The 23,430-nt window shown below is 66.8% G+C and carries 24 protein-coding genes and 2 pseudogenes; 6 read left to right on the top strand and 20 right to left on the bottom strand.

The window, feature by feature from the left end:
* The 18 genes and pseudogenes from BMG07_RS31000 to BMG07_RS30915 form a co-directional block, all read right to left on the bottom strand.
* Positions 1-1,060: ligase-associated DNA damage response exonuclease (locus tag BMG07_RS31000; protein ID WP_198087735.1), on the bottom strand; the 1,060-nt coding region annotated here is incomplete at its 3' end.
* A gap of 98 nt (positions 1,061-1,158) precedes the next feature.
* Positions 1,159-1,692 (bottom strand): DUF3617 family protein, encoded by a 534-nt coding sequence (locus BMG07_RS30995; RefSeq protein ID WP_198087734.1) that lies wholly within the window; start codon positions 1,690-1,692, stop codon positions 1,159-1,161.
* 72 nt (positions 1,693-1,764) lie between these two features.
* Entirely contained in the window at positions 1,765-2,481 is a 717-nt protein-coding gene (locus BMG07_RS30990) for a phosphatase PAP2 family protein (protein WP_198087733.1), read from the bottom strand.
* A gap of 25 nt (positions 2,482-2,506) precedes the next feature.
* Positions 2,507-3,669 (bottom strand): annotated as a pseudogene (locus BMG07_RS30985) (Gfo/Idh/MocA family protein).
* 109 nt (positions 3,670-3,778) lie between these two features.
* Positions 3,779-4,741: a substrate-binding domain-containing protein gene (locus BMG07_RS30980; RefSeq protein ID WP_198087732.1), complete on the bottom strand. Its 963-nt coding sequence runs from the start codon at positions 4,739-4,741 to the stop codon at positions 3,779-3,781.
* Between the two features lie 70 nt (positions 4,742-4,811).
* The gene (locus BMG07_RS30975) at positions 4,812-5,849 is read right to left on the bottom strand and encodes an ABC transporter permease (RefSeq protein ID WP_198087731.1); all 1,038 of its coding nucleotides are present in this window, start codon (positions 5,847-5,849) and stop codon (positions 4,812-4,814) included.
* A complete protein-coding gene (locus BMG07_RS30970; RefSeq protein ID WP_198087730.1) occupies positions 5,809-7,359 on the bottom strand; it encodes a sugar ABC transporter ATP-binding protein in 1,551 nt (516 codons plus the stop codon). Before BMG07_RS30970 ends, BMG07_RS30975 begins: the two co-directional genes overlap by 41 nt.
* Complete coding sequence (locus tag BMG07_RS30965; protein WP_198087738.1) at positions 7,356-8,525, bottom strand: ROK family protein; 1,170 nt, start codon at positions 8,523-8,525, stop codon at positions 7,356-7,358. The genes BMG07_RS30970 and BMG07_RS30965 overlap by 4 nt, the downstream gene beginning before the upstream one ends.
* Before the next feature lie 242 nt (positions 8,526-8,767).
* Positions 8,768-9,187, bottom strand: a complete 420-nt coding sequence (locus BMG07_RS30960) for a F0F1 ATP synthase subunit epsilon (RefSeq protein WP_081266093.1) — start codon at positions 9,185-9,187, stop codon at positions 8,768-8,770.
* Positions 9,188-9,199: 12 nt separating this feature from the next.
* A complete protein-coding gene (gene atpD, locus BMG07_RS30955; RefSeq protein WP_198087729.1) occupies positions 9,200-10,600 on the bottom strand; it encodes a F0F1 ATP synthase subunit beta in 1,401 nt (466 codons plus the stop codon).
* Positions 10,601-10,722: 122 nt separating this feature from the next.
* Complete coding sequence (locus BMG07_RS30950) at positions 10,723-11,079, bottom strand: hypothetical protein (RefSeq protein WP_269759575.1); 357 nt, start codon at positions 11,077-11,079, stop codon at positions 10,723-10,725.
* Between the two features lie 142 nt (positions 11,080-11,221).
* Complete coding sequence (gene atpG / locus BMG07_RS30945; protein WP_198087728.1) at positions 11,222-12,097, bottom strand: F0F1 ATP synthase subunit gamma; 876 nt, start codon at positions 12,095-12,097, stop codon at positions 11,222-11,224.
* Between the two features lie 33 nt (positions 12,098-12,130).
* Positions 12,131-13,744 (bottom strand): F0F1 ATP synthase subunit alpha, encoded by a 1,614-nt coding sequence (gene atpA, locus BMG07_RS30940; protein WP_198087727.1) that lies wholly within the window; start codon positions 13,742-13,744, stop codon positions 12,131-12,133.
* Positions 13,745-13,782: 38 nt separating this feature from the next.
* Complete coding sequence (locus BMG07_RS30935; RefSeq protein ID WP_198087726.1) at positions 13,783-14,313, bottom strand: F0F1 ATP synthase subunit delta; 531 nt, start codon at positions 14,311-14,313, stop codon at positions 13,783-13,785.
* An 8-nt stretch (positions 14,314-14,321) separates the two neighbouring features.
* Complete coding sequence (locus tag BMG07_RS30930) at positions 14,322-14,792, bottom strand: F0F1 ATP synthase subunit B (RefSeq protein ID WP_007830193.1); 471 nt, start codon at positions 14,790-14,792, stop codon at positions 14,322-14,324.
* A 75-nt stretch (positions 14,793-14,867) separates the two neighbouring features.
* The gene (atpE, locus tag BMG07_RS30925; RefSeq protein WP_007830191.1) at positions 14,868-15,131 is read right to left on the bottom strand and encodes a F0F1 ATP synthase subunit C; all 264 of its coding nucleotides are present in this window, start codon (positions 15,129-15,131) and stop codon (positions 14,868-14,870) included.
* A gap of 60 nt (positions 15,132-15,191) precedes the next feature.
* Entirely contained in the window at positions 15,192-16,061 is an 870-nt protein-coding gene (atpB, locus tag BMG07_RS30920) for a F0F1 ATP synthase subunit A (protein ID WP_198087725.1), read from the bottom strand.
* Between the two features lie 4 nt (positions 16,062-16,065).
* Positions 16,066-16,551, bottom strand: a complete 486-nt coding sequence (locus tag BMG07_RS30915) for an ATP synthase subunit I (RefSeq protein ID WP_198087724.1) — start codon at positions 16,549-16,551, stop codon at positions 16,066-16,068.
* A gap of 157 nt (positions 16,552-16,708) precedes the next feature.
* On the opposite strand from BMG07_RS30915, the pseudogene BMG07_RS30910 reads away from it, so the two are divergent.
* From BMG07_RS30910 to lipA, 5 genes and pseudogenes are all read left to right on the top strand, one after another.
* A pseudogene (locus BMG07_RS30910) lies at positions 16,709-17,601 on the top strand (D-amino acid aminotransferase).
* Positions 17,598-17,906 (top strand): YbeD family protein, encoded by a 309-nt coding sequence (locus tag BMG07_RS30905; protein WP_198087723.1) that lies wholly within the window; start codon positions 17,598-17,600, stop codon positions 17,904-17,906. The pseudogene BMG07_RS30910 and the gene BMG07_RS30905 overlap by 4 nt, the downstream one beginning before the upstream one ends.
* Entirely contained in the window at positions 17,903-19,123 is a 1,221-nt protein-coding gene (locus tag BMG07_RS30900) for an MBL fold metallo-hydrolase (RefSeq protein WP_307867131.1), read from the top strand. The genes BMG07_RS30905 and BMG07_RS30900 overlap by 4 nt, the downstream gene beginning before the upstream one ends.
* Entirely contained in the window at positions 19,120-19,815 is a 696-nt protein-coding gene (gene lipB / locus BMG07_RS30895; RefSeq protein ID WP_198087722.1) for a lipoyl(octanoyl) transferase LipB, read from the top strand. Before BMG07_RS30900 ends, lipB begins: the two co-directional genes overlap by 4 nt.
* 7 nt (positions 19,816-19,822) lie before the next feature.
* Positions 19,823-20,821, top strand: coding sequence for a lipoyl synthase (lipA, locus tag BMG07_RS30890; RefSeq protein WP_198087721.1), 999 nt, complete (start codon positions 19,823-19,825; stop codon positions 20,819-20,821).
* A 3-nt stretch (positions 20,822-20,824) separates the two neighbouring features.
* Here the strand turns inward: lipA and BMG07_RS30885 are convergent, their stop codons facing one another.
* Together BMG07_RS30885 and BMG07_RS30880 are read right to left on the bottom strand one after the other, a co-directional pair.
* Positions 20,825-21,352 (bottom strand): hypothetical protein, encoded by a 528-nt coding sequence (locus tag BMG07_RS30885; protein ID WP_269759574.1) that lies wholly within the window; start codon positions 21,350-21,352, stop codon positions 20,825-20,827.
* A 14-nt stretch (positions 21,353-21,366) separates the two neighbouring features.
* On the bottom strand, positions 21,367-21,609 hold the full coding sequence (locus BMG07_RS30880) for a GlsB/YeaQ/YmgE family stress response membrane protein (RefSeq protein WP_130428291.1): 243 nt from the start codon (positions 21,607-21,609) through the stop codon (positions 21,367-21,369).
* A 199-nt stretch (positions 21,610-21,808) separates the two neighbouring features.
* Here BMG07_RS30880 and BMG07_RS30875 point away from each other — a divergent pair, with 199 nt between their 5' ends.
* Positions 21,809-23,341 carry a class I adenylate-forming enzyme family protein gene (locus tag BMG07_RS30875; RefSeq protein WP_198087736.1) on the top strand — a complete coding sequence of 511 codons (1,533 nt, stop codon included), beginning with the start codon at positions 21,809-21,811 and terminating at the stop codon, positions 23,339-23,341.
* Positions 23,342-23,430 lie beyond the last annotated feature (89 nt).

Genomic DNA, 23,430 nt, shown 5'->3' with positions numbered 1-23,430 from the left:
CGAGCGCCGCTGGCCCCCTCCCCAGCCCTCCCCCGGAAGGGGAGGGAGCTTCCTGGTCGTCTTCATCGCCGTACTCGGTCTTGAAGCCCTGCGCGTCGAGTCCGTTCTCCGTGAGCCACCGCACCATCACCTGCACACTCCCATGCGTGACGAACACGCGCTCGGCCCCCGTGCCCGCGATCGCCTGCTGCAGCCCCGGCCAGTCCGCATGGTCCGACATCACGAAGCCGCGGTCCACGCCACGTCGCCTGCGCGTGCCGCGCAACTGCATCCACCCGCTCGCGAACGCATCGGCGTAGTTGCCGAAGCGCCGCATCCACGTCGTGCCCTGTGCCGATGGGGGCGCCAGCACGAGCGAGCGCTTCAGCAGCGCCGCGTCGACGCCCTCGTCGGTCACGCGCAAGGTCGGCGGCAGTGCGACACCGGCCGCCCGGTACACGGCGTTCAGCGGCTCCACGGCCCCATGCACCACGATCGGCCCGATGCTCGCGTCCACCCCGTGCAGGATGCGCTGCGCCTTGCCAAAGGCATAGCAGAACAGCACCGACGCGCGCCCTGCTTCGGCATTGGCGCGCCACCACGCGTCGATCTGCGCGAACAGCACGGCCTGCGTGGGCCAGCGGTAGATCGGCAGGCCGAAGGTCGACTCGGTGATGAAGGTGTCGCAGGGCACGGGCTCGAAGGGCGCGCAGGTGCCGTCGGGCTCGGTCTTGTAGTCGCCCGAGGCCACCCACACGCGACCGCCGTGTTCGAGCCGCACCTGCGCCGAGCCCAGCACATGGCCGGCCGGGTGCAGCGAGACGCGCACGCCGTGGTGCTCGATGGCCTCGCCATAGGGCAGCGTCTGCAGGTTGATGTCGGGGCCCAGCCGCGTGCGCAGCGTGCCCGCGCTGTCGGTGTGGGCCAGGTAGTGCGCATGCCCGACGCGCGCGTGGTCGGAGTGCGCGTGCGTGATGACCGCGCGCCCCACCGGCCGCCACGGGTCGATGTAGAAATCGCCGGGCGGGCAATAAAGGCCCTCGGGCCGGGCGACGACGAGATCTTCTTGCTTTGCGGGCATGGCACGCCATCGTAGGCGCTGCCGGCGTTTCGCGGCGCCGAACGGCGAGCGCAAAGCGCTGTGGGCCGGCGCCTACCCCGCCTTGGACCGAAGCAGGCTCAGGGCTTCTTGGGGCGGTTGTTCATCATGTCGATGACGTTCATCTTCATGCCGTTGGGCATGACCATGTCGCCGGGCTTCTGGTCGGCCTTGCAGGGGCCGAGCCATTTGGCCTCGATGACGCTCGTGCCTTCGGCGCGCCCCATCAGCGGCGGGTTGTAGCTCGACTTGCTTTCCATGCGGTAGGCCGAGTTGAAATCGCCGCTCATCACCGCGTGCGAGGTGGCGGTGGTGTTGCCGATCTTGCAGACCGAGTCCATCACCAGCTTGCCGCCGTCGGCGCGCAGCTCCTGCCTGGAGCACATGTCCTTGCCCATGCCCTGGCCCATCTCGCGCAGCGCCTTGTCGCTGGCCGCGTCGATGCACTGCTGCATGGTGTGGCCGCCGGCCGGGCCCTTGCCGGTGCCGTCGCCGGTCTGGATCTCCCACAGGCCGGGCTTGCGCGCGGGGTAGTCGAGCGCGAAGGCGGGCATGGCGACGGCGCCGGCCGCAAGGCAGACCCCCACGGCGGCGACGGACGAACGAATCTTCATGGCGGGCTCCGTATCGGATGGCGATGCCGGGTTGTACCGCGCACGCCGGGCCGGCGGAATACCGCGATCGGCCTACGCCGGTCGTGCGTGCGTCGCCGGCACGTCGGCCGGCGCGCGCTGCCGCGTGGCGACACCGAGCGCCACGCCCAGCGCGAAGCCGCCCAGCACGTCGATCAGCACATGCTGGCGCACCGCCATCGTCGAATAGACGATGCCCGCGGCCCACGCCACGTTGACGAGGCGCAGCCACGCCGGCGCGCCCACCTCGCGCAGTTGCCGCGCCAGCATGACGCAGGCGAACACCGAGAACGAGACGTGCAGCGACGGGAACGCATTGCCCGCCGAGTCGACCATCTTCAGGAACTGCAGCGATGTGCCCGGCGTGGTGTCGACCGTGAAATTGGGAATGGCCGTGGGCATGAACCAGAACACGAGCAGCGCGATCAGCGTCATCGCCGCGCAGCCGCACGAGAAGCGCAACAGCTCGCGCCGGTCCTTGGCCAGCAGCACGGGCAGCGCGATGTAGCCCCAGAGCGAGAGGTACACGGGCAGCAACGCCGGCCAGAAGGCAATGGCGCGGTCGAAGGCCGTGAGCGGGAGCACCCAGGCCTGCCCCGCGTTCTTCGCGATCCAGAAGTACAGCGGAAAGAAGCCGAGCGTGGCGACCGTGTTGCCGACCAGCTTCAGCGGGAACAGCGTGACGCAGCGGCGCCAGAGCGCCGCGAGCCACGAGGGCTGCGTCGTCGTCGTTGTCGTCGAAGTTGAAGCGTCGGCGTTGGAGGGTGTCATGGAAGCCTGCGGCAGCGCGCGTGCGCTACCAGGGCGTCCACTTTAATTCGCTTTTGGCCGAGGCCACCGTGCGCTCGATGAAGCGCACGCCGCGCGCGCCGTCTTCCACGCGCGGGTAGTCGGCGGCCAGCGGGTCGGCCGGCTGGCCCGCGAGCCGGGCGCGGATGTCCGCGGCCACGCCCGCATACACATTGGCAAAAGCCTCGATGAAGCCTTCGGGGTGCCCGGCCGGCAGCCGGCTCGCGCGTTGCGCCGCTTCGCACAGCCAGGGCGCGCCGCGCGTCAGCACGCGCTTGGGGCCGTCGTGCGGCAGGTGCAGCAGCTGGCTCGGCTGCTCCTGGTGCCACTCGAGCGTGCCCAGCGTGCCGGACACGCGCAGGCGCAGGTCGTTCTCCAGGCCCGTGCTGATCTGCGAGGCAATGAGCACGCCGCGCGCACCGCCCTTGAAGCGCAGCAGCAGGCTGCCGTCGTCGTCGAGCATACGGCCCGGCACCAGCGCGCTCAGGTCGGCGCAGAGGCTCTCGACCTCCAGGCCGGTGACCGTGGCCACGAGGTTCTCGGCATGCGAGCCGATGTCGCCGATGGCGCCGGCCGCGCCGCTGCGCGCGGGGTCGGTGCGCCAGTCGGCCTGCTTGTTGGTGCCGCCTTCGACATGGCTCGCGAGCAGCCCTGGTTGTATTCGACGACGACCTTGCGGACCTCGCCGACCTGGCCCGAGCGCACCATCTCGCGGGCTTGCCGCACCATGGGGTAGCCGGTGTAGTTGTAGGTGACGCCGAACACCGTGCCGCGCTGCGCGACGGTGGCGACCAGCGCATCGGCCTGCTCGCGGGTGTGCACCAGCGGCTTGTCGCACACCACGTGGAAGCCCGCGTCGGCAAAGGCCTGCGCCACCGGAAAGTGCACGTGGTTGGGCGTGACGATCGACACGAAGTCGATGCGCTCATCGGCGGGCCGCTTCAGCTCGTCGGCCAGCAGGGCTTGCCAGTCGCCGTGGTTGCGGTCGTCGGCCAGGCCGAGGTCGCGGCCCGAGGCGCGCGCCTTCTCGGGGCTGGACGACAGCGCGCCCGCCACGAGCGCGATCTGCCCGTCGAGCGCCATGGCCTTGCGGTGCACGGCGCCGATGAAGGCGTCACGGCCACCGCCGACCATGGCGTAGCGCAGCTTGCGAAGAGGTGTGTCGGTCATATCGTGTTTTTCAGGGAACACCGCGGAACCGGCTTCGCCGGGCCGCAGGTGTTGCCCCCGGTAGGGGGTAGGAGAAGCGACACGAAGTGCGCGAAGCCTGGGGGCGAGCCTAGAAAGGCGAGTTCGGGTGGTAGAAGTCCTTGGCGTTTTCCTTGGTGATCAACACCGAGGGAATGATCGTCGTCGCCGGCAACTTCTCGCCCTTCAGGCGCGCTTCGGCCGTGAGCTTGATCGCGTCGTAGATGAACTTGGGCGAGTAGCTCACGTCGGCGCCGATGCGCGGGTCCTTGCCGTCCATGATGGTCTTGACCATGTCCTTGGCGCCGGCGCCGCCGAACACGATCTTGATGTCGTCGCGCTTGGCCTGCGCAATGGCCTTGAGCACGCCCACGGCCATGTCGTCGTCGGCGGCCCAGATGGCATCGATCTGCTTGAAGCGCGTGAGGTAGTCCTGCGTGACCTTGAAGGCGTCGTCGCGGTTCCAGTTGGCGTACTTGGCATCGAGCAGCTTGATGTCGGGGCTGCCCTTGAGCACGGCGTTGAAGGCGTCCATGCGCTCGTTGTCCAGCGTGGTGGCAATGCCGCGCAGCGCGACCACGTTGCCCTTGCCGCCGAGCGTCTTCACGATGTACTCGGCCGGGATCTTGCCGAAGGCGGTGTTGTCGCCGGCCACATACGCATCTTGCGCGCTGGTGTCGGTCAGGCCGCGGTCGACCACGGTCACGTAGGCGCCCTTGGCCTTGACCTGCGCCACCGGCTTGGTCAGCGCGGCCGACTCGAACGGGAACACGACCAGCGCGTTGATCTTGGTGACCGTCGACAGGTCTTGCAACTGGTTGGCCTGCTCGGGCGCGTTGGCGGCCGTCTTGATCGTGATCTTCAGGTCCTTGTGTTCTTTCTCGAGGTCCTTCTTCGCCTGGTTGGCCCAGTAGTTGATGCCGCCCATGAAGCTGTGCGTGGCCGCGGGAATCGAAACGCCGAGGTTGACCTTGTCCGCGGCAAGCGCGGGCAGGCTGGCGAACGCAGCGGCGGCAACTGCCGTGAGTGCGACGCGTCGGGTGAAAGTCGTCATGCTGGATGTCTCCTCTTGGTGGGTGGAACGGAACGGGAAAGAACGTTGGCGGCCGAGCGCCGGGGCGCCATCATCTGCGGCCGCGCTGCAGGAACGCGACGATGATGATCACGAAACCCTGCACCGCCGCGTTCAGGTACACGCTGATGATGCTGGTGAGGTTCAGGATGTTGCTGATGACCGAGAGCAGGATCGCGCCCACCACGGTGCCGGTGATGCTGCCCGCGCCGCCCTTGAGCGCGGTGCCGCCGACGATCACCGCGGCAATGGCTTCGAGCTCCCACAGCAGGCCGGTGGTCGGCGACGCCGAGCCCAGGCGCGGCACGTACAGCAGCGTGGCAATGCCCACGCACACGCCCAGCAGCACGTAGGTCAGGATCTTCACGCGGTCGACGTCCACGGCCGCGTAGCGCGCGACCTGCTCGTTCGATCCGATGGCTTGCACGTAGCGTCCGTAGGCGGTGCGGTTCAGGATCACGCCGCCGATGATGGCCACGACAACGAACACCCACACCGGCACCGGAATGCCCGCGAGGCTCGCGTAGTACACGGGCGCGTAGAGGTCCGACAGCTCGTTGTCGAGCGTGAGCGCGCCGCCGTCGGCAAAGTACGTGAGGTACGCGCGGAAGATGCCCAGCGTGCCCAGCGTCACGATGAAGGGCTCGATGCGGCCCTTGGTGATGAGCAGGCCGTGCGCCAGCCCGAACACCGCGCCCAGCACGATGGCCAGCACCGCGCCCATCACCACCGCCAGCATCGGCGAGCCCGACGCGGGTCCGGCCCAGTTGATGAACATGATCACGCTGCCCGCGATGAGCGCGGCCATCGAGCCCACCGACAGGTCGATGCCGCCCGAGATGATCACGAAGCACATGCCCACCGCGATGATGCCGATGAAGGCCGTGCGCGTGAGCACGTTCATGGCGTTGTCGAGCGTGGCGAAGTCGCTGTTCAGCAAGGTGCCCGCGATGCACAGCAGCACGAGGCCGATGACCGGGCCGAGCCCGTGCAGGCGCTCGGTCCAGCCGGGCTTGGCCTCGCTGCGGTGCGCTGCCGCAGCGGCCGCTTCAGGCTGCTGCGACGGGGGAGTTTGCGGTTCCGGTGGCATGAGCGATGAGCTCCTCTTCTGTCAAATGGTCCGCGTCCAGCGTGGCGACCAGCTGGCCCGCGCGCATCACCGCGACGCGGTGGCACAGGCCGATCAGTTCCATCAGCTCCGACGAGACGACGATCACCGCGAGCCCTTCGCGGGCCAGTCGCTGGATCAGGAAATAGATGTCGCGCTTGGCGCCCACGTCGACCCCGCGCGTGGGCTCGTCGAGCACCACCACCTTCGGGCGCGGCTGCAGCACCTTGGCGAGCGCGAGCTTCTGCTGGTTGCCGCCCGACAGCGACGAGGCCTTGACCTCGAGCGAGCCGGTGCGAATGCCGTAGTCCTTCACCGCCTCGGCCAGCGCGTCGCGCTCGGCCTCGGGTTTCAGCCAGGGCTGCGCATAGCGCTCGAGCGCCATCAGCGTGAGGTTCTGGCGCAGGCCGAAGTTCACGTGCAGGCCCTTGCCCTTGCGGTCTTCGCTGAGGTAGGTCAGGCCGTGCCTGGCGGCATCGCGCGGGTTGCGCCAGCCCTTGCCGCCGGGCACCGGCTTGCCGAGCATCTCGACGCTGCCGCTCGCGGGGCGCAGCCCCAGCAGGCCTTCGAACAGTTCGGTGCGGCCCGCGCCGACGAGGCCCGCGAAGCCGAGGATCTCGCCGGGGCGCACCTCGAAGCTCGCGCCCTGCGCCCAGCCGGGCACGTTGAAATCGCGCACGCGCATGGCGGGCGCATCGGCCGCCACCACCACGTCGCGCGGCGGGTACAGGTCGGCCAGTTCGCGGCCCACCATGAGGTTGGCCATCTGCTGGCGCGTGACATCGGGCGTGGGCGCGCGCGCGACGAAGCGGCCGTCGCGCATGACGATCACCTCGTCGGTCACCTGCTCCACCTCGTCGAGCTTGTGCGAGATGTAGACGATGGTCACGCCGTCGGCGCGCAGCTGCGCGATGAGCTTGAACAGGCGCTCGGTCTCGCCGGGCGTGAGCGTGGCGGTGGGCTCGTCCATCACGAGCAGGCGCGCGCGGCGCGCGATGGCCTTCGCGATCTCGACGAGCTGCTTCTCGGCGACGATGAGGCGGCGCACCTTGGTGCGCGGCTCGATGTTCAGCCCGACGGCGGCGAGCGCGGCGGCGGCGTCGCGCTCCATCGAGGCGTCGTCGAGCAGCCAGCCTTTCTTCTTCTCGTGGCCCAGGAAGATGTTCTGCGCCACGCTCAGGTCTTCGGCGAGGTTGAACTCCTGGTGGATCAGCACGATGCCCAGCGCCTCGGCATCGCGCGAGCTCGCGAACTGCTGCGACTGGCCGTTGATGCGCAGCGTGCCGCCGCTCAGCGGCTCGTAGCCGGCGAGGATCTTCATCAAGGTCGACTTGCCCGCGCCGTTCTCGCCGAGCAGGCCGTAGACACGGCCGGGCGCGAGCGCGAAGCTCACGCCGTGCAGCACCTGCACGGGGCCGAAGGCCTTGACCACGCCGTCGAACTCGACGGCGACGCTGCCCTTGCCGCCTGTTGCGTTGTGGATGTCGCTCATGGCGCCACCCCGCGAACCTTCAGCGTCTCGTGCATCGCGAGCACGCCGGCGCCGATCAGGCCGCCCTGCATGCCCAGCGGCGTGTATTGAATTTCCAGGTGCCGCGTCGACAGCGCCAGCGAGCGCTGGTACACGCTCTGCCGCACGGCCGCGAGAAACAGCGGCCCGATGCGCGTGATGCCGCCGCCGATGAACACATGCGACGGATTGAAGAAGTTGACGACCGACGCGAGCATCTGGCCGATCAGGCTGCCCGCGCGCTGGATGATGCCGTTGGCCGCCGTGTCGCCGCCGCGGCTGGCTTGCCCCACGTCGATCGCGTCGATGCGGCCGTGCACGCGCAGGCATTCGGCCAGCAGTTCGCTCTCGCCGGCCTCGGCCGCCTGCACGGCCATGCGCGTGATCGCGGGGCCGGCCGCCATTGCCTCGACGCAACCCACGTTGCCGCAGTGGCAGCGCGGGCCTTCCTGGTCGACGCAGATGTGGCCCACGTCGCCGGCCGAACCGGCCGCGCCGCGGTACACCTCGCCGTGGCAGACGATGCCGCAGCCGATGCCGGTGCCGATCTTGATGACGAGGAAGTTGCTCAGCGAGCGCTTGAGGCGCCACAGCTCGCCGAGCGCCATGAGGTTCACGTCGTTGTCGACGAAAACGGGCGCGGCGTAGTCCTCGCGCAGGTAGTCGCGGATCGAGAAGCTGTCCCACGCCGGCATGAGCGGCGGGTTCACGAGCTGGCCGATCTCGAAGTTGACGGGGCCGGGCACGCCGATGCCGATGCCCAGCACGTCGCGCGCGCCGTGGCCGCCTTGCGCCAGCAGTTCGCGCATCAGCACGCGCACGCGGGCCAGCACCACGGCCGGGCCTTCGCGCACGTCGGCCGGCTCTTCGTGCTGCGCGAGCACGGTGAGGTCGGGGCGCATCACGGCCACGCCGAGGCTGGTCGCACCGATGTCGATGCCGACGAGCACGCCCAGGCCGAAATGAAGCTGGAGGTTTTCGGCGCGGCGGCCGCCCGACGAGCGTTGCAGGCCGGCTTCGGCCAGCAGCCCTTGTTCGACGAGGCCGGCAATGATCGCGTTGGCCTTGCTCTTGGAAAAAGCGAGCTGCTCGGCCATGGCATGGCGTGAGCCGCCGGCCGACCAGAAGGTCGTTTCCAGCAACCGCATTTCATCGGCGGTGATGCCGCTCCAGGGTGCCACGCGTTTGTCTCCGGTGTTCTTCTCTGTGAAGTCGCCGCCCGCAGCCTTCGGCCGTCGGGCGAAGGCGAATACTAGGGGCAGGTCTTCAGCCGGACAAGGCCGAACTTCGACCATGTTCAGATCGAAGTCGACTCGATGCGAAGGGCCCAGACGCAAAAAAGCCGCCCGGAGGCGGCTTTTTCAGGAAGAGAGCCAGCGGGCTCTTCTTCTTACTTCTTCTGGCGGTACTTGCGCAGCGCCGCGATCTGGGCGGCCATCACGGCCAGCTCGGACTGAGCCATCGCGATGTCGATGTCGCTCTTCGCGTTCTTCAGTGCTTCCTCGGCCGCGGCCTTGGCCTGGTTGGCCTTCTCGTCGTCGAGGTCCTTGCCGCGGATCGCGGTGTCGGACAGCACGGTCACGGCGTTGGGCTGCACTTCGAGAATGCCGCCGGCCACGAAGACGAACTCTTCGCCGCCATCGGCCATTTCGATGCGCACGGCGCCGGGGCGGATGCGCGTGATCAGCGGGGTGTGGCGCGGATAGATGCCGAGCTCACCGGCTTCACCGGGCAGCGCGACGAACCTGGCTTCGCCCGAGAAGATCGACTCTTCCGCGCTGACCACGTCCACATGAATGGTGCCTGCCATGGTGATTCCTTCTTAAGCGACCTTCTTGGCCTTTTCGAACGCTTCGTCGATGCTGCCCACCATGTAGAACGCTTGTTCCGGCAGGTGGTCGGCTTCGCCGTTCACGATCATCTTGAAACCACGGATGGTTTCGGCCAGCGGCACGTACTTGCCGGGCGCGCCCGTGAACACTTCGGCCACGTGGAACGGCTGCGACAGGAAACGCTGGATCTTGCGGGCGCGGGCCACGGCGAGCTTGTCGTCGGGAGCCAGTTCGTCCATGCCCAGAATCGCGATGATGTCGCGCAGTTCCTTGTAGCGCTGCAGCGTGCCTTGCACGGCGCGGGCCACGTTGTAGTGCTCTTCGCCGACCACGTTCGGGTCGAGCTGGCGCGAGGTCGAGTCCAGCGGGTCCACGGCGGGGTAGATACCGAGCGAAGCGATGTCACGCGACAGCACCACGGTCGAGTCCAGGTGGGCGAAGGTGGTGGCGGGCGACGGGTCGGTCAAGTCGTCGGCGGGAACGTACACGGCCTGGATCGAGGTGATCGAGCCGACCTTGGTCGACGTGATCCGCTCTTGCAGACGGCCCATTTCCTCGGCCAGCGTCGGCTGGTAGCCCACGGCGGAAGGCATGCGGCCCAGCAGAGCCGACACTTCGGTACCGGCCAGCGTGTAGCGGTAGATGTTGTCCACGAAGAACAGAACGTCACGGCCTTCGTCGCGGAACGACTCGGCGATGGTCAGGCCGGTCAGCGCCACGCGCAGACGGTTGCCCGGGGGTTCGTTCATCTGGCCGTAGACCATGGCGACCTTCGAGTCTTCGAGCTTCTCGAGGTTCACCACGCCGGAGTCGGCCATCTCGTGATAGAAGTCGTTGCCTTCGCGGGTACGTTCACCCACACCGGCGAACACCGACAGACCCGAGTGAGCCTTGGCGATGTTGTTGATGAGTTCCATCATGTTCACGGTCTTGCCCACGCCGGCGCCGCCGAACAGGCCCACCTTGCCGCCCTTGGCGAACGGGCACACCAGGTCGATCACCTTGATGCCGGTTTCCAGCAGGTCTTGCGAAGGCGACAGTTCGTCGTACGCGGGAGCCTTGCGGTGGATCGAAGCAGTGAGCTCCTGGCCCACGGGGCCGCGTTCGTCGATGGGCGAACCCAGCACGTCCATGATGCGGCCGAGCGTGGCCTTGCCGACGGGCACCGTGATGGGCGCGCCGGTGTTCTTCACGATGATGCCGCGGCGCAGGCCGTCGGACGAGCCCAGCGCAATCGTGCGCACCACGCCGTCGCCGAGCTGTTGCTGGACTTCGAGAGTCAGCGCGCTGCCTTCGAATTTCAAGGCGTCGTACACCTTGGGCATCTGGTCACGCGGGAACTCCACGTCGACCACGGCGCCGATACATTGGACAATTTTTCCTTCAGCCATGGCGTTTCCTTCTGGATGGATCTCAATAAATTTGCGACAGGTTCTTGCAGAAGCGTCCTGGTGCCAAAACGGGCCGCTTTTGCAAGAATGCCGGACGGGCCGGCACCCTTGATGGAATCAGATCAGCACTTCATGGCCGTGGCTTGCGCGGCGAACGCGTCCGAGGCAGCCTTGCAGGCTTGGCCCAGCGCGGCCTTGTCGGCACCCATCGAAGCCCAGGTGGCCTTGGTCTGGTCGAGGCTGGCCTTCATTGCGTCGGCGGCTGCACCGCTTTGCGCGGACACGCAGGTCTGCACCTTGGCCAGGTAGTCGTTGCACTCTTGCGGCAGGTCCGCGGCCGAGGCCGTCGGCGCTGCTGCGGCGGGGGCTGCCGGTGCGGCAGCGGCGGGAGCGGGTTCAGGAGCCGGCGCGGGCGCGCGGGTGCGGCGGCGGGAGCCGGCGCAGGCGCAGGCGCGGGAGCCTCTTCCTTCTTGGAGCAAGCAGTCAGAGCGGCAGCGATGGCCACCAGGGCAAGAATTTTCTTCATTTGCGCAGAGTCCCCTAAAAAGAAGGCCTTGGATCACCGTGCGCGCCGGGCGCGCACGGCAGACAGCGTGGCCTGTTCCGCTGCCTCACCAACAATCAAACGCCCGCGGCAGCTGCCGCGCCGGAGACGATCTCCGACAGTTCCTTGGTGATGCCGGCTTGACGGGTCTTGTTGTAGACCAGCTTCAGTTCGCTGATCACGTTACCCGCGTTGTCCGTTGCAGCCTTCATGGCCACCATGCGCGCCGAGTGCTCGGACGCCATGTTCTCGGCCACGGCCTGGTACACCAGCGATTCCACGTAGCGCACCAGCAGCTCGTCGATCACGCTTTGCGCGTCGGGTTCGTAGATGTAGTCCCACGAATGATGTCCCGACTCGGTCTGCAGCGTTTCGGCCTTCAGCGGCAGCAACTGCTCCACCATCGGCTCTTGCTTGATGGTGTTGATGAACTTCGTGTAGCACAGGTACACGGCCGACAGCTTGCCTTCGGCGTAGGCGTCCAGCAGCGTCTTGACCGGCCCGATGAGCTTGTCCAGATGCGGCGTGTCGCCCAGCTGCGTCACATGGGCCACCACGCGGGCGCCGATGCGATTCAGGAAACCCAGGCCCTTGCTGCCGATGGCCACCGACTCCACCACGTTGCCGGCGGACTGCGCTTCGCGCAGCTTGCCCGTCACGGCACGCAACAGGTTGGTGTTCAAGCCGCCGCACAGGCCCTTGTCGCTGGTCACGATGATGAAACCGACGCCCTTGGCCTCGGTCGTCTTCATGAACGCGTGGGTGTACTCCGGATTCGCCTTGCCGAGGTTGGCCGCGATGTTGCGGATCTTTTCGCTGTAGGGGCGAGCGGCGCGCATGCGTTCCTGCGCCTTGCGCATCTTGGAAACCGAGACCATTTCCATGGCCTTGGTGATCTTCTTGGTGTTTTCCACCGATTTGATCTTGCCGCGGATTTCCTTACCAGCTGCCATGAGAGCTCCTTCTTGCGTCGATCAAGGCGTCGATCAGGCGAACGACTTCTTGAACGAAGTGGCGGCGGCCAGCAGTTCGGCTTCAGCGTCCTGGCAGGTCTTCTTCAGCGCCTTCTTGGCATCGCTGTCGTCGGCCTTGGCGGGCTTGACGTCCCACTTGGCGCCGTTCTTTTCCATCGTTTCCAGCAGCGAGGCGTGGCTCGACTTCAGGTACTGATGGAAGCCGTGTTCGAACGAGAGCACCTTCTTGACGTCGATGTCGTCCATGAAGCCCTTGTTCACCGCGAACAGCGTGGCGCTCATCAGCGAGATGGGCAGCGGGCTGTACTGGGTCTGCTTCAGCAGTTCGGTCACGCGGGCACCGCGGTCCAGCTGCTTGCGGGTGGCTTCGTCCAGGTCCGATGCGAACTGGGCGAAGGCCGCGAGTTCGCGGTACTGCGCCAGGTCGGTACGGATACCGCCGGACTGGTTCTTCACCAGGTTGGTCTGCGCCGACGAACCCACGCGCGACACCGAGATACCAGCGTTGATGGCGGGGCGGATACCGGCGTTGAACAGGTTGGTTTCCAGGAAGATCTGGCCGTCGGTGATCGAGATCACGTTGGTCGGAACGAAGGCGGACACGTCGCCGGCTTGCGTTTCGATGATCGGCAGTGCCGTCAGCGAACCGGTCTTGCCCTTGACTTCACCCTTGGTGAAGGCTTCGACGTAGTCGGCGTTCACGCGGGCTGCGCGTTCGAGCAGACGGCTGTGGAGATAGAACACGTCGCCGGGGTAGGCTTCGCGGCCTGGCGGGCGGCGCAGCAGCAGCGAGACCTGGCGGTAGGCCACGGCTTGCTTGGACAGGTCGTCATAGACGATCAGGGCGTCCTGGCCGCGGTCGCGGAAGTATTCGCCCATCGTGCAGCCCGAGTAGGCCGACACGTACTGCATGGCAGCCGATTCGGAGGCCGATGCCGCCACCACGATGGTGTAGTCCATCGCGCCGGCTTGTTCGAGAGCGCGCACCACGTTCTTGATCGACGAAGCCTTCTGGCCGATCGCAACGTAGACGCAGGTCATGTTCTGACCCTTCTGGTTGATGATCGCGTCGATCGCCACGGCGGTCTTGCCGGTCTGGCGGTCGCCGATGATCAGCTCGCGCTGCCCACGGCCCACGGGCACCATCGAGTCGACGGACTTCAGGCCCGTTTGCATCGGCTGGTCGACGGACTTCCGTGCGATCACGCCCGGTGCGACCTTTTCGATCACGTCGGTCATCTTGGCGTTGATGGGACCCTTGCCGTCGATCGGCTGGCCCAGTGCGTTCACCACGCGGCCGATGAGCTCGGGGCCCACGGGCACTTCCAGAATGCGGCCCGTGCACTTGACGGTGTCGCCTTCGGAGATGTGTTCGTATTCGCCCAGAATCACGGCGCCGACGGAGTCGCGCTCGAGGTTCAGTGCGAGGCCGAAGGACGGCGTGCCGTCCGCGCTCGGCGGGAATTCAAGCATTTCGCCTTGCATCGCGTCCGACAGGCCGTGCACGCGCACGATGCCGTCGGTCACCGAAACCACGGTGCCTTCGTTGCGAATGTTGGCGCTGACCCCGAGGCCCTCGATGCGGCTCTTGATCAGTTCGGAAATTTCTGCGGGATTGAGTTGCATGACTCTTTCCTTCTTTCTTTGTAAGGCGATGGAGACCGTCAGGCCGCCAGCGCAACTTTCATTTGTTCAAGGCGCGCTTTGACGGAGGTGTCGAGCACCTCGTCGCCGACCACCACACGAATGCCACCGATCAGTTCCGGCTCTTGCTGGACCGTGACCTGGAGCTTGCGACCGAAACGCTTTTCGAGCGCGGCCGACACAGTGGCCAGGGCCGCGGCGTCGATCGGGAAAGCGCTGTAGACCACGGCGTCGGACGAGCCGCTCTTCGAGTTGGCGAGTGCCCGGAACTGCTTCGCAATTTCCGGCAGCACCGAAAAACGCCCGTTCTCGAGGAGCGCACCCAGGAAGTTCTGGGCATGAGCGGCCAGCGGTGCACCGAATGCACCGGCGACCACGCCGATCACCTGTTCGGCCGTGGCCTTGGGGTTGTCGGCAAACTGCTTGAGCTCCGGGCTGGCCGCGATGGCGGCAACCTTTTCGAGCCAGGCGCTGGTTCCGGCGAGGTCGGACGACGACGCCTTGAAGAGCGCCTCGGCGTAGGGGCGTGCGATGGTGGCGAGTTCTGCCATGGCTTCTATCAGAGTTCGGTCTGCAGGCGGGCGAGCAAATCGGCGTGAACGCCTGCATTCACTTCCTTGCGCAGAATCTGCTCCGCGCCCTTGACGGCCAGTGCGGCGACCTGCTCGCGCAGGGCTTCGCGGGCCTTCAGTGCCTGCTGGTCGGCTTCGACGCGTGCGGCTGCAACGATCTTGTTGCCTTCCTCGGTCGCGCGGGCCTTGGCCTCTTCAACGATGGCCTGGGCGCGACGTTCGGCGTCGGCAAGACGCTGTGCGGACTCGTTGCGTGCCTGGCCCAGTTCGGCTTCCACGCGCTTGTTGGCGGCGGACAGTTCGGACTTGGCCTTGTCGGCGGCAGCGAGGCCTTCGGCGATCTTCGCAGCGCGGTCGTCCAGCGCCTTCGCGATCGGCGGCCACACGAACTTCATCGTGAACCCGACCAGGATCAGGAACACGATCATCTGAACGATCAGGGTACCGGTAATGCTCACTTTTCACCCTCTCTTTGGGATTGAATCGAAGCCATTCCGCAGGGGAACGACAACGCTAGGTCCGACGAGAAAGACTTACTTCGGCAGGTTGGCGATCTGAGCCAGGAACGGGTTGGCCGTTGCGAACCACAGAGCGATACCGGTGCCGATAATGAAAGCGGCGTCGATCAGACCAGCCAGCAGGAACATCTTGGTTTGAAGTTCGCCCATGAGTTCAGGCTGACGTGCGGCCGACTCGAGGTACTTGCTGCCCATGATGCCGATGCCGATACATGCGCCCACAGCGCCCAGACCGATGATCAGGCCGGCGGCCAGTGCAACAAAGCTAATAACTTCCATGATGACTCCTAGAGGACTTTGGTTGAAGAGAAAACAAAAAACAGAAACGAAAACTGATGATCAGTGGTGATCGTGGGCCTGGCCGATGTAGACCAGCGTCAGCATCATGAACACGAAGGCTTGCAGCGTGATGATCAGGATGTGGAAGATGGCCCAGGCCGTGCCCGCGATGATGTGGCCGATGGCCAGGCCGATGCCGGTGGCCGACATGGACCAGGCACCGCCCATCAGGGCGATCAGCAGGAAGATCAGCTCGCCGGCGTACATGTTGCCGAACAACCGCATGCCGTGCGAGACGGTCTTTGCGATGAATTCGATCATCTGCATGGCGAAATTGAAGGGGTACAGCGCCCAGTGGTTGCCGAAGGGTGCGGTGAACAGCTCGTGGATCCAGCCGCCGGCGCCCTTGATCTTGATGTTGTAGTAGATGCAGATCAGCAGCACGGCGACCGACATGCCCATGGTCACCGAGAGGTCGGCGGTGGGCACGACGCGCAGGTAGGCGTGGTGCGGGTCTTCGCCGGCGATGCCGAAGATCTTGGCCCAGATCGCCGGGAACAAATCGACCGGGAACAGGTCCATTGCATTCAGCAGGAAGATCCACACGAAGATCGTGAGGGCCAGCGGCGCGACGAACTTGCGGCTCGTGGCGTTATGGACGATGCCCTTGGCTTGCTGGTCGACCATTTCGACCAGCAGCTCGACAGCCGCTTGAAAACGGCCGGGAACGCCCGACGTAGCCTTGCGCGCGGCAAGCCACAGCAACCAGCAGCCCAGGATACCCAGAGCGATGGAGAAAAACAGCGAATCGAAGTTGAAGACCGAAAGATCGGCCACACCTGCGGGCTTGGAGCTTTGCAGATGGGTCAAGTGGTGAACGATGTATTCACCAGCGGTCTGACCATGTTCCGCAGCGTTTTCAGCAGCCATTCCGTTACTCGTCTCTCTGTTTCCGGCGCCGGGGCGAGAACATCACCGCCAACCAGGCCGCCTTCATTGTCACCACCAAACCGACCAGCATTGCTGGCCAGCTCAGCGCCGTAATCAGCCTTGGCGCAGCGATCAGCATCGCCACCGACAAGGCCATCTTGACCATTTCCCACAGGAAGAACCCGAACACCGCGGTGCCCGGATTCAAGGAAGAAAACCGACCGGTCAGCCCCCGTGCGAACACCGCGGATGGAATGACCACCGCGATCGCACCGTAAGCGGCGGACCAACCCAGATTTTGCCTCCCCGTCAGTCCCCAGATGGCCAAAGCCACCACCAGACCGACAACCAACTGACCCACGACCACCCGCCATGGGGAGATCGAAGGGTTCTTCGCACGCAGTTCACGCGCCTCATCGGCGGTCAACGGCTTGAATTCTGCATCGAGGTCTTCAGCGACCTCCGAGTCTTGTCGGGCGATTGTTTTCATTTTGAATGAAGCCCGGATGACGACCCAGAATTTCTACAAAGCCATTGATTATAAGTAAAAACCCAACCCATCCGGCCACCTCGCGTGTCGCGCATGCAAATCGGCACTGCATTCCCTGACGCGAGCCCGACCCGGCGCACGCCACCATAATTCCTTCATGCACCCTATCACCGACGCCCTGCCCGCCACGCTTTGTTACCTCGATGGCGAGTACACCGCGCTGCGCGACGCGAAGATCAGCGTCCTGGACCGCGGCTTCATTTTCGGCGACGGCATCTACGAATACGTTCCCGTCTACTTCGGCCAGCCTTCTGCTTCGAGGAACACATGGCGCGCCTGGATCGCTCGCTCGCCGAACTGCAGATCGCCAACCCGCTGTCGCTCGCACAGTGGCGCGATATTGTGATGCGCCTTGTCGCTCCCGGCGGCGATGCCCCTCAGTCCGTGTACTTTCAGGTGACACGCGGCGTGGCACCGCGCGACCACGCGATGGTGCGCGGCATCCGTCCCACTGTGTTCGTGATGGTGAACCCGCTGCCGCCCATCTCCGATGCGGTGCGCGCCAAGGGCGTGGCCTGCGTCACGGCCGAGGACTTCCGCTGGCAGAAGGCGCACATCAAGAGCACCAGCCTGCTGGGCGCCGTGCTCGCGCGGCAGATCAGCGTGGAGGCCGGCGCGGCCGAGACCGTCATGTTCCGCGGCGAGTGGCTCAGCGAGGCCTCGTCGAGCAACGTGTGGATCGTGAAGGACGATGTCCTCATCGGCCCACCCAAGGACAACCTCGTGCTGACCGGCATCCGCTACGGCCTGCTGGAGCGCCTGTGCGAGGCGCGCGGCATTTCCTTCGCGCTGCGCCGCATCTCGCGCGACGAAGTGTTCGCCGCCGACGAGCTGCTGATTTCCTCGGCCAGCAAGGAGCTGCTGCCCGTGGTCACGCTCGACGGCCGGGCTATTGGCAATGGCCGTCCCGGCCCCATCTACGAGAGCTTGTACACGGCCTACCAGGAGGCCAAGCTACGCAACGCCCACAAGCACGGAGCCACGGCATGACCGACAACACGACCACCACCGAAGCCACCTCGATCCCCGATCCGCGCAAGGAATCGCTGATCGAATACCCCTCGCAGTTCCCGATCAAGGTGATGGGCCTGAAGTCCGACGGGCTGGTGCACGCCATCACGCAGATCGCCGAGCGCTTCGACCCGGCCTTCGACGCCACCACGGTCGAGCTGCGCGACAGCAAGGCCGGCAACTACCTCGGCGTGACCATCACCGTGACGGCCACCAGCCGCGAGCAGCTCGACGACCTGTACCGCGCACTGTCCTCGCACCCGCAGGTCAAGGTCGTGCTTTGACCCGTCTGCGGCACGTCGCGGCGGCGCTGTGCGCGGGAGGCCTGCTGGCCGCCTGCTCGACAGCGCCCAACCCGTACTACGACGCCAGCCGCAGACACCACCGGCCCGACGGATTCCAGGACAACTACGTCGACTTCAAGCCGAAGAATTTCTTCACCGACGTGCTGCTGGGCTGGCAACTGCCCTCCTGGTTCAAGGGCCTGCCGCCCGCGCCCGAGGCACCGCCGCCGGTGGTGTCGCCCGACCTTGCATTCATCGCGTCGAACGCCGGCGCGCGAACACAGCCCGCCGCCACCTTCATCGGCCACGCGACCGTGCTCGTGCAGGTGCCGACCGCCAGCGGCAGCCTCAACGTGCTGACCGACCCGGTGTTCGGCGAGCGCGTCTCGCCGGTCTCGTTCGCGGGCCCCAAGCGCTTCCAGCCGCCCGGCGTGGCGCTGAAGGACCTGCCGCGCATCGACCTCGTGCTGATCAGCCACAACCACTACGACCACCTCGACGAAGGCAGCGTGAAGGCGCTCAACGCGCAGGCTGGCGGTGCGCCGCTGTTCGTGGTGCCGCTGGGCATCAAGCCGTGGCTCACGGAGCGCGGCATCACGAACGCGGTCGAGCTCGATTGGTGGGACAGCGTCACGCTGCCGGCCACCACCGCCGGCGCGGCACCGCCACCGCAAGCCGCGCAGGCCCGCCTCCAGCGCAACGGCGCGGGCATTGCCACGGACACGCCCGACGCCGTGCAGGTGTTTCTGACGCCCGCCCAGCACTGGAGCGCGCGCGGCCTGGGCGACCGCATGAAGACGCTGTGGGGCGGCTTCGCGCTGCTGTCGCCGAAGCTGCATGTGTTCTATTCCGGGGACACCGGCTACTCGAAGGATTTCGCCGACATCCAGGCCCGGCTCGCGCCGCGCCAGGGCGATGCGCGGGGCGGCGGCTTCGACCTCGCGCTGCTGCCCGTGGGCGCCTACGAGCCCCGCTGGTTCATGAAAGACCAGCACGTCGACCCCGACGAGAGCGTGCGCATCCACCGCGAACTGCACGCCAAGCGCAGCCTGGGCGTGCACTGGGGCACTTTTCCGCTCACCGACGAAGCACTCGACCAGCCGCCCAAGGACCTCGCCGCGGCGCGCCAGGCCCAGGGCGTGGCAAACGACGCCTTCTTCACGCTCGCCATCGGCGAGACCCGCAAGCTGCCCGCGCGGCAGGCCCACACGCAATGACAGACACCGCCACCGCACCCGCCATCGAACTGCACCCGCTGGGCCGCGTCGACTACGCGGACACCTTCGCGGCCATGAAGCAGTTCACGCTCGAGCGCACGCCCGAGACGCCCGACGCCCTGTGGGTCTGCGAACACGCCCCCGTCTTCACCCAGGGCATTGCCGGCAAGCAGGACCACATCCTGAACCCCGGCGCCATTCCCGTGGTGCAGACCGACCGCGGCGGCCAGGTCACGTTCCACGGCCCCGGCCAGGTGGTGGCCTACCCGCTGATCGACCTGCGCCGCGCCGGCTACTTCGTGAAGGAATACGTCTATCGCATCGAGGAATCGGTGCTGCGCACGCTCGCCCACTTCGGCGTGACCGGCCACCGCGTGCCAGGCGCGCCGGGCATCTACGTGCGCCTGGACGACCCTTTTTCGCACGCAGCCCTGACCGGCCCGCTGCCCGCCGGCGACCCGTTTCGCGGCCTCGGCAAGATCGCCGCGCTGGGCATCAAGGTGAGCCGCCACGCCACTTACCACGGCGTGGCGCTCAATGTCGACATGGACCTCGAACCCTTCTCGCGCATCAACCCTTGCGGCTATGCGGGGCTGCAAACGGTCGACCTTTCTACAATCGGGATCCAAACCACATGGGAAGAAGCCGCCACGGTGCTGAGCCAGAAGCTCCGCACCTTCCTGGCGCCTTGACATACCAATGAGCACCACAGAAGTCGTCCGCGACGCCCAGAGCGCCGAAAACTACAACCCCCTGGCCAAGCAGAAAGCGGCGGCCAAGCTTTCGCGCATCCCCGTCAAGGTGGTACAGACCGGCGAAGTGCTCAAGAAGCCCGAGTGGATCCGCGTCAAGGCCGGCAGCCCGACCACGCGCTTCTACGAGATCAAGCAGATCCTGCGCGAGAGCAACCTGCACACCGTCTGCGAAGAAGCCTCGTGCCCGAACATCGGCGAGTGCTTCGGCAACGGCACGGCCACATTCATGATCATGGGCGACAAGTGCACGCGCCGCTGCCCGTTCTGCGACGTGGGCCACGGCCGGCCCGACCCGCTCGACAAGGACGAGCCGCTCAACCTGGCCAAGACCATCGCCAAGCTGCGCCTGAAGTACGTGGTGATCACCAGCGTCGACCGCGACGACCTGCGCGACGGCGGCAGCCAGCACTTTGTCGATTGCATCGCCAACATCCGCGAGCTCTCGCCGATGACGCAGATCGAGATCCTCGTGCCCGACTTCCGCGGCCGCGACGACCGCGCACTCGAAATCCTCAAGGCCGCGCCGCCGGACGTGATGAACCACAACCTGGAAACCGCGCCACGCCTGTACAAGGAAGCGCGCCCCGGCAGCGACTACCAGTTCAGCCTGAACCTGCTGAAGAAGTTCAAGGCGCTGCACCCGAACGTGCCGACCAAGAGCGGCATCATGGTCGGCCTGGGCGAAACCGACGAAGAGATCCTGCAGGTCATGCGCGACATGCGCGCCCACGACATCGACATGCTGACCATCGGCCAGTACCTGTCGCCGTCGGGCTCGCACCTGCCGGTGCGCCGCTACGTGCACCCCGACACCTTCAAGATGTTCGAGGAAGAGGCCTACAAGATGGGCTTCAGCCACGCGGCCGTGGGCGCGATGGTGCGTTCGAGCTACCACGCCGACCAGCAGGCCCACGCGGCGCAGCAGGCGCAAACCGCCGCCTGACCGTCACTGAAGACGGCGCCGCGCGATGGCCCCCCGGGTCAGCCGCGCGTGGCGTTCTCTTTCATCTTCGCCAGCGCGATGGCGATCGCGGCGCCGCCCAGCGTCTTGATCAGCCCCGAGCTGCGCATAGAACTGGCTCACCTCGTCGATCACGCCCGCGTGCTGCTCTTCGGCATGCGCGGCGATTTCGGTCACCTGCGCGGGCGACAGCTGCGAGGCCTGGTCGGGCGTGACCTGCGTCTGCCCCGGCTGCAACACGCGCCCGAGCACACCGCCCGCCAGCGCCGAAGCGGCGGCCGGGCCGAGCGTGGCCAGTATCTGGTTGAGCACGCCGGCCTGCTGCTGCGGCGACGACTGGCCGAAGAGCTGCCCCACCATGTTGCCGAAGGGCGGCGTCTGGTCGGAGCGCATGGCCGCCGCGAGCCCCGCGCCGAGCTCGTCGGTCGAGGCGTGTTGCGTGACCTGGTCGATGTGGGCCTCGGGGCTGCCGTTGCCGCCGATGGCCTGCTGGAGGATGTCGAGTAAACCCATGGAGAGACTCCTTGTTAGCGGGTCACGAGATGCCAGACCCCGAGCAGCAGGGCCGCGCCGATCACCGAGGCGATGAAGCCGGCGCCCGCGCCCGCAGCGTACAACCCCAGGGCCTGCCCTGCATAGGTGGCCACCAGCGAGCCGGCGATGCCGAGCACCACGGTGAGGATGAACCCCATCGAGTTGTTGCCCGGCAGGATGGCGCGGGCGATCAACCCCGCGATGAAACCGATCAGGATGGTCCAGATGATGTGCACGAAAAACTCCCTGTTGCCTGCCTGATGAAGATGGCGCAAGGATCGTGGACCGCCCAGCCTGAGCGCCGCCTGACGGCGCGCCGCCCTACAGCCGCCCGGTCGCCAAGGCGCTGGCCGAAAGCGTGAACATTTCGCTATCCTGCCGATTGGTCAAGAAGAAGGAATGACTTTGCAAACGCACCCCGCCGTTCAAGCCGCGATGGAACGCAACTTCGGCGCCATCGCCGACCTGGTCCGCCTCCACGCGCAACACACCCCCGACAACCCCGCGCTGGCCGATGCCGGCCAGACGCTGGACTACCGCGCGCTCGACGCGCTGATGGACCGCGTCGCGGCCAGCCTGCAGCGCGACGGGCTCAAGGCCGGCGACGCCATCGCGGTGTGCGCCTCGTCGTCGGTCAACTACGCGGCGGTGTTCCTGGGCGCGCTGCGCGCGGGTGTCGCGGTGGCCCCGCTGGCCCCCGGCTCCACGCCCGCCAGCCTGGCCCGCATGATCGAGGACGCCGACGCGCGCATCCTGTTCAGCGACGCATCGGCCGCCGAAGTGATCGGCCCGGCCAGGGAAGGCGGCATTGCACGCATCGCGCTGGACGGCTCGGCCGTGGGCCGCGACTTCGCCGCCTGGCTCGCACCGGCCGGCACGCAGCCCGCGCCGGTCGAGACGCAGCCCTCCTGGGCCTTCAACATCATCTATTCGTCGGGCACCACCGGCGAGCCCAAGGGCATCGTGCAGGGCCATGGCATGCGCTGGGCCCACGTGCAGCGCGGCGCCAAGTACGAGTACAGCCCCGACACCGTCACGCTGCTGTCGACGCCGCTCTACTCCAACACCACGCTGGTGGTGTTCTTCCCCACCATCGCCTTCGGCGGCTGCGTGGTGCTGATGCCCAAGTTCGACGCGCTGGGCTACCTGCAGCTGGCCCAGCAGCGCCGCGTGACGCACACCATGCTCGTGCCGGTCCAGTACCAGCGGCTGATGGCGCATCCGCGCTTCGACGCGCACGACCTGTCCTCGTTCCGCCACAAGTTCAGCACCAGCGCGCCCTTCAACGCCGCGCTCAAGGCCGACGTGCTCAAGCGCTGGCCCGGCGGGCTGGTCGAGTTCTACGGCATGACCGAAGGCGGCGGCACCTGCATCCTCGAGGCGCACCTGCACCCGACCAAGCTGCACACCGTGGGCCAGGCCGCCGAGGGCAGCGACATCCGCCTGATCGACGAGCAGGGCAACGAACTGCCGCGCGGCGACACCGAGGCCGCCGGCGAGGTGGTGGGCCACTCGGGCGGCATGATGACCGGCTACCACCGCCAACCCGAGAAGACGCGCGAGGCCGAGTGGTTCGACGCCACGGGCAAGCGCTTCATCCGCACCGGCGACGTGGGCCGCTTCGACGCCGACGGCTTCCTCACGCTGTTCGACCGCAAGAAGGACATGATCATCAGCGGCGGCTTCAACATCTACCCGAGCGACCTCGAGGCCGTGCTGCGCGGCCATGCAGCCGTGGCCGACGTGGCCGTGGTGGGCGTGCCGTCGGAGCAATGGGGCGAGACGCCCGTGGCCTTCGTGGTGCGCCGCGCGGGCGACGCCACCACCGAAGACGCGCTGCTGCAATGGACCAACGACCAGCTCGGCAAGACGCAGCGCCTGGCGCGGCTGAGCTTCATCGACGAACTGCCGCGCAGCGCGATCGGCAAGGTGCTCAAGCGCGAACTGCGTGAACTCGTCGGCCGCTGACAAGGCTGACTCGCCGCCGTCCGAGCAGGGCGGCGGCAACGGCCTGCTGTGGGTGCTGGTCGCGGTGGCGGCCGTGTTCGCCTTCGCAA

The organism is Variovorax sp. E3, assembly GCF_016082275.1.
In the GTDB taxonomy this organism is placed as follows: domain Bacteria; phylum Pseudomonadota; class Gammaproteobacteria; order Burkholderiales; family Burkholderiaceae_C; genus Variovorax.
The sequence above is the reverse complement of the archived record's forward strand: the minus strand, read 5'-3'. Positions and strand labels throughout refer to the sequence as shown.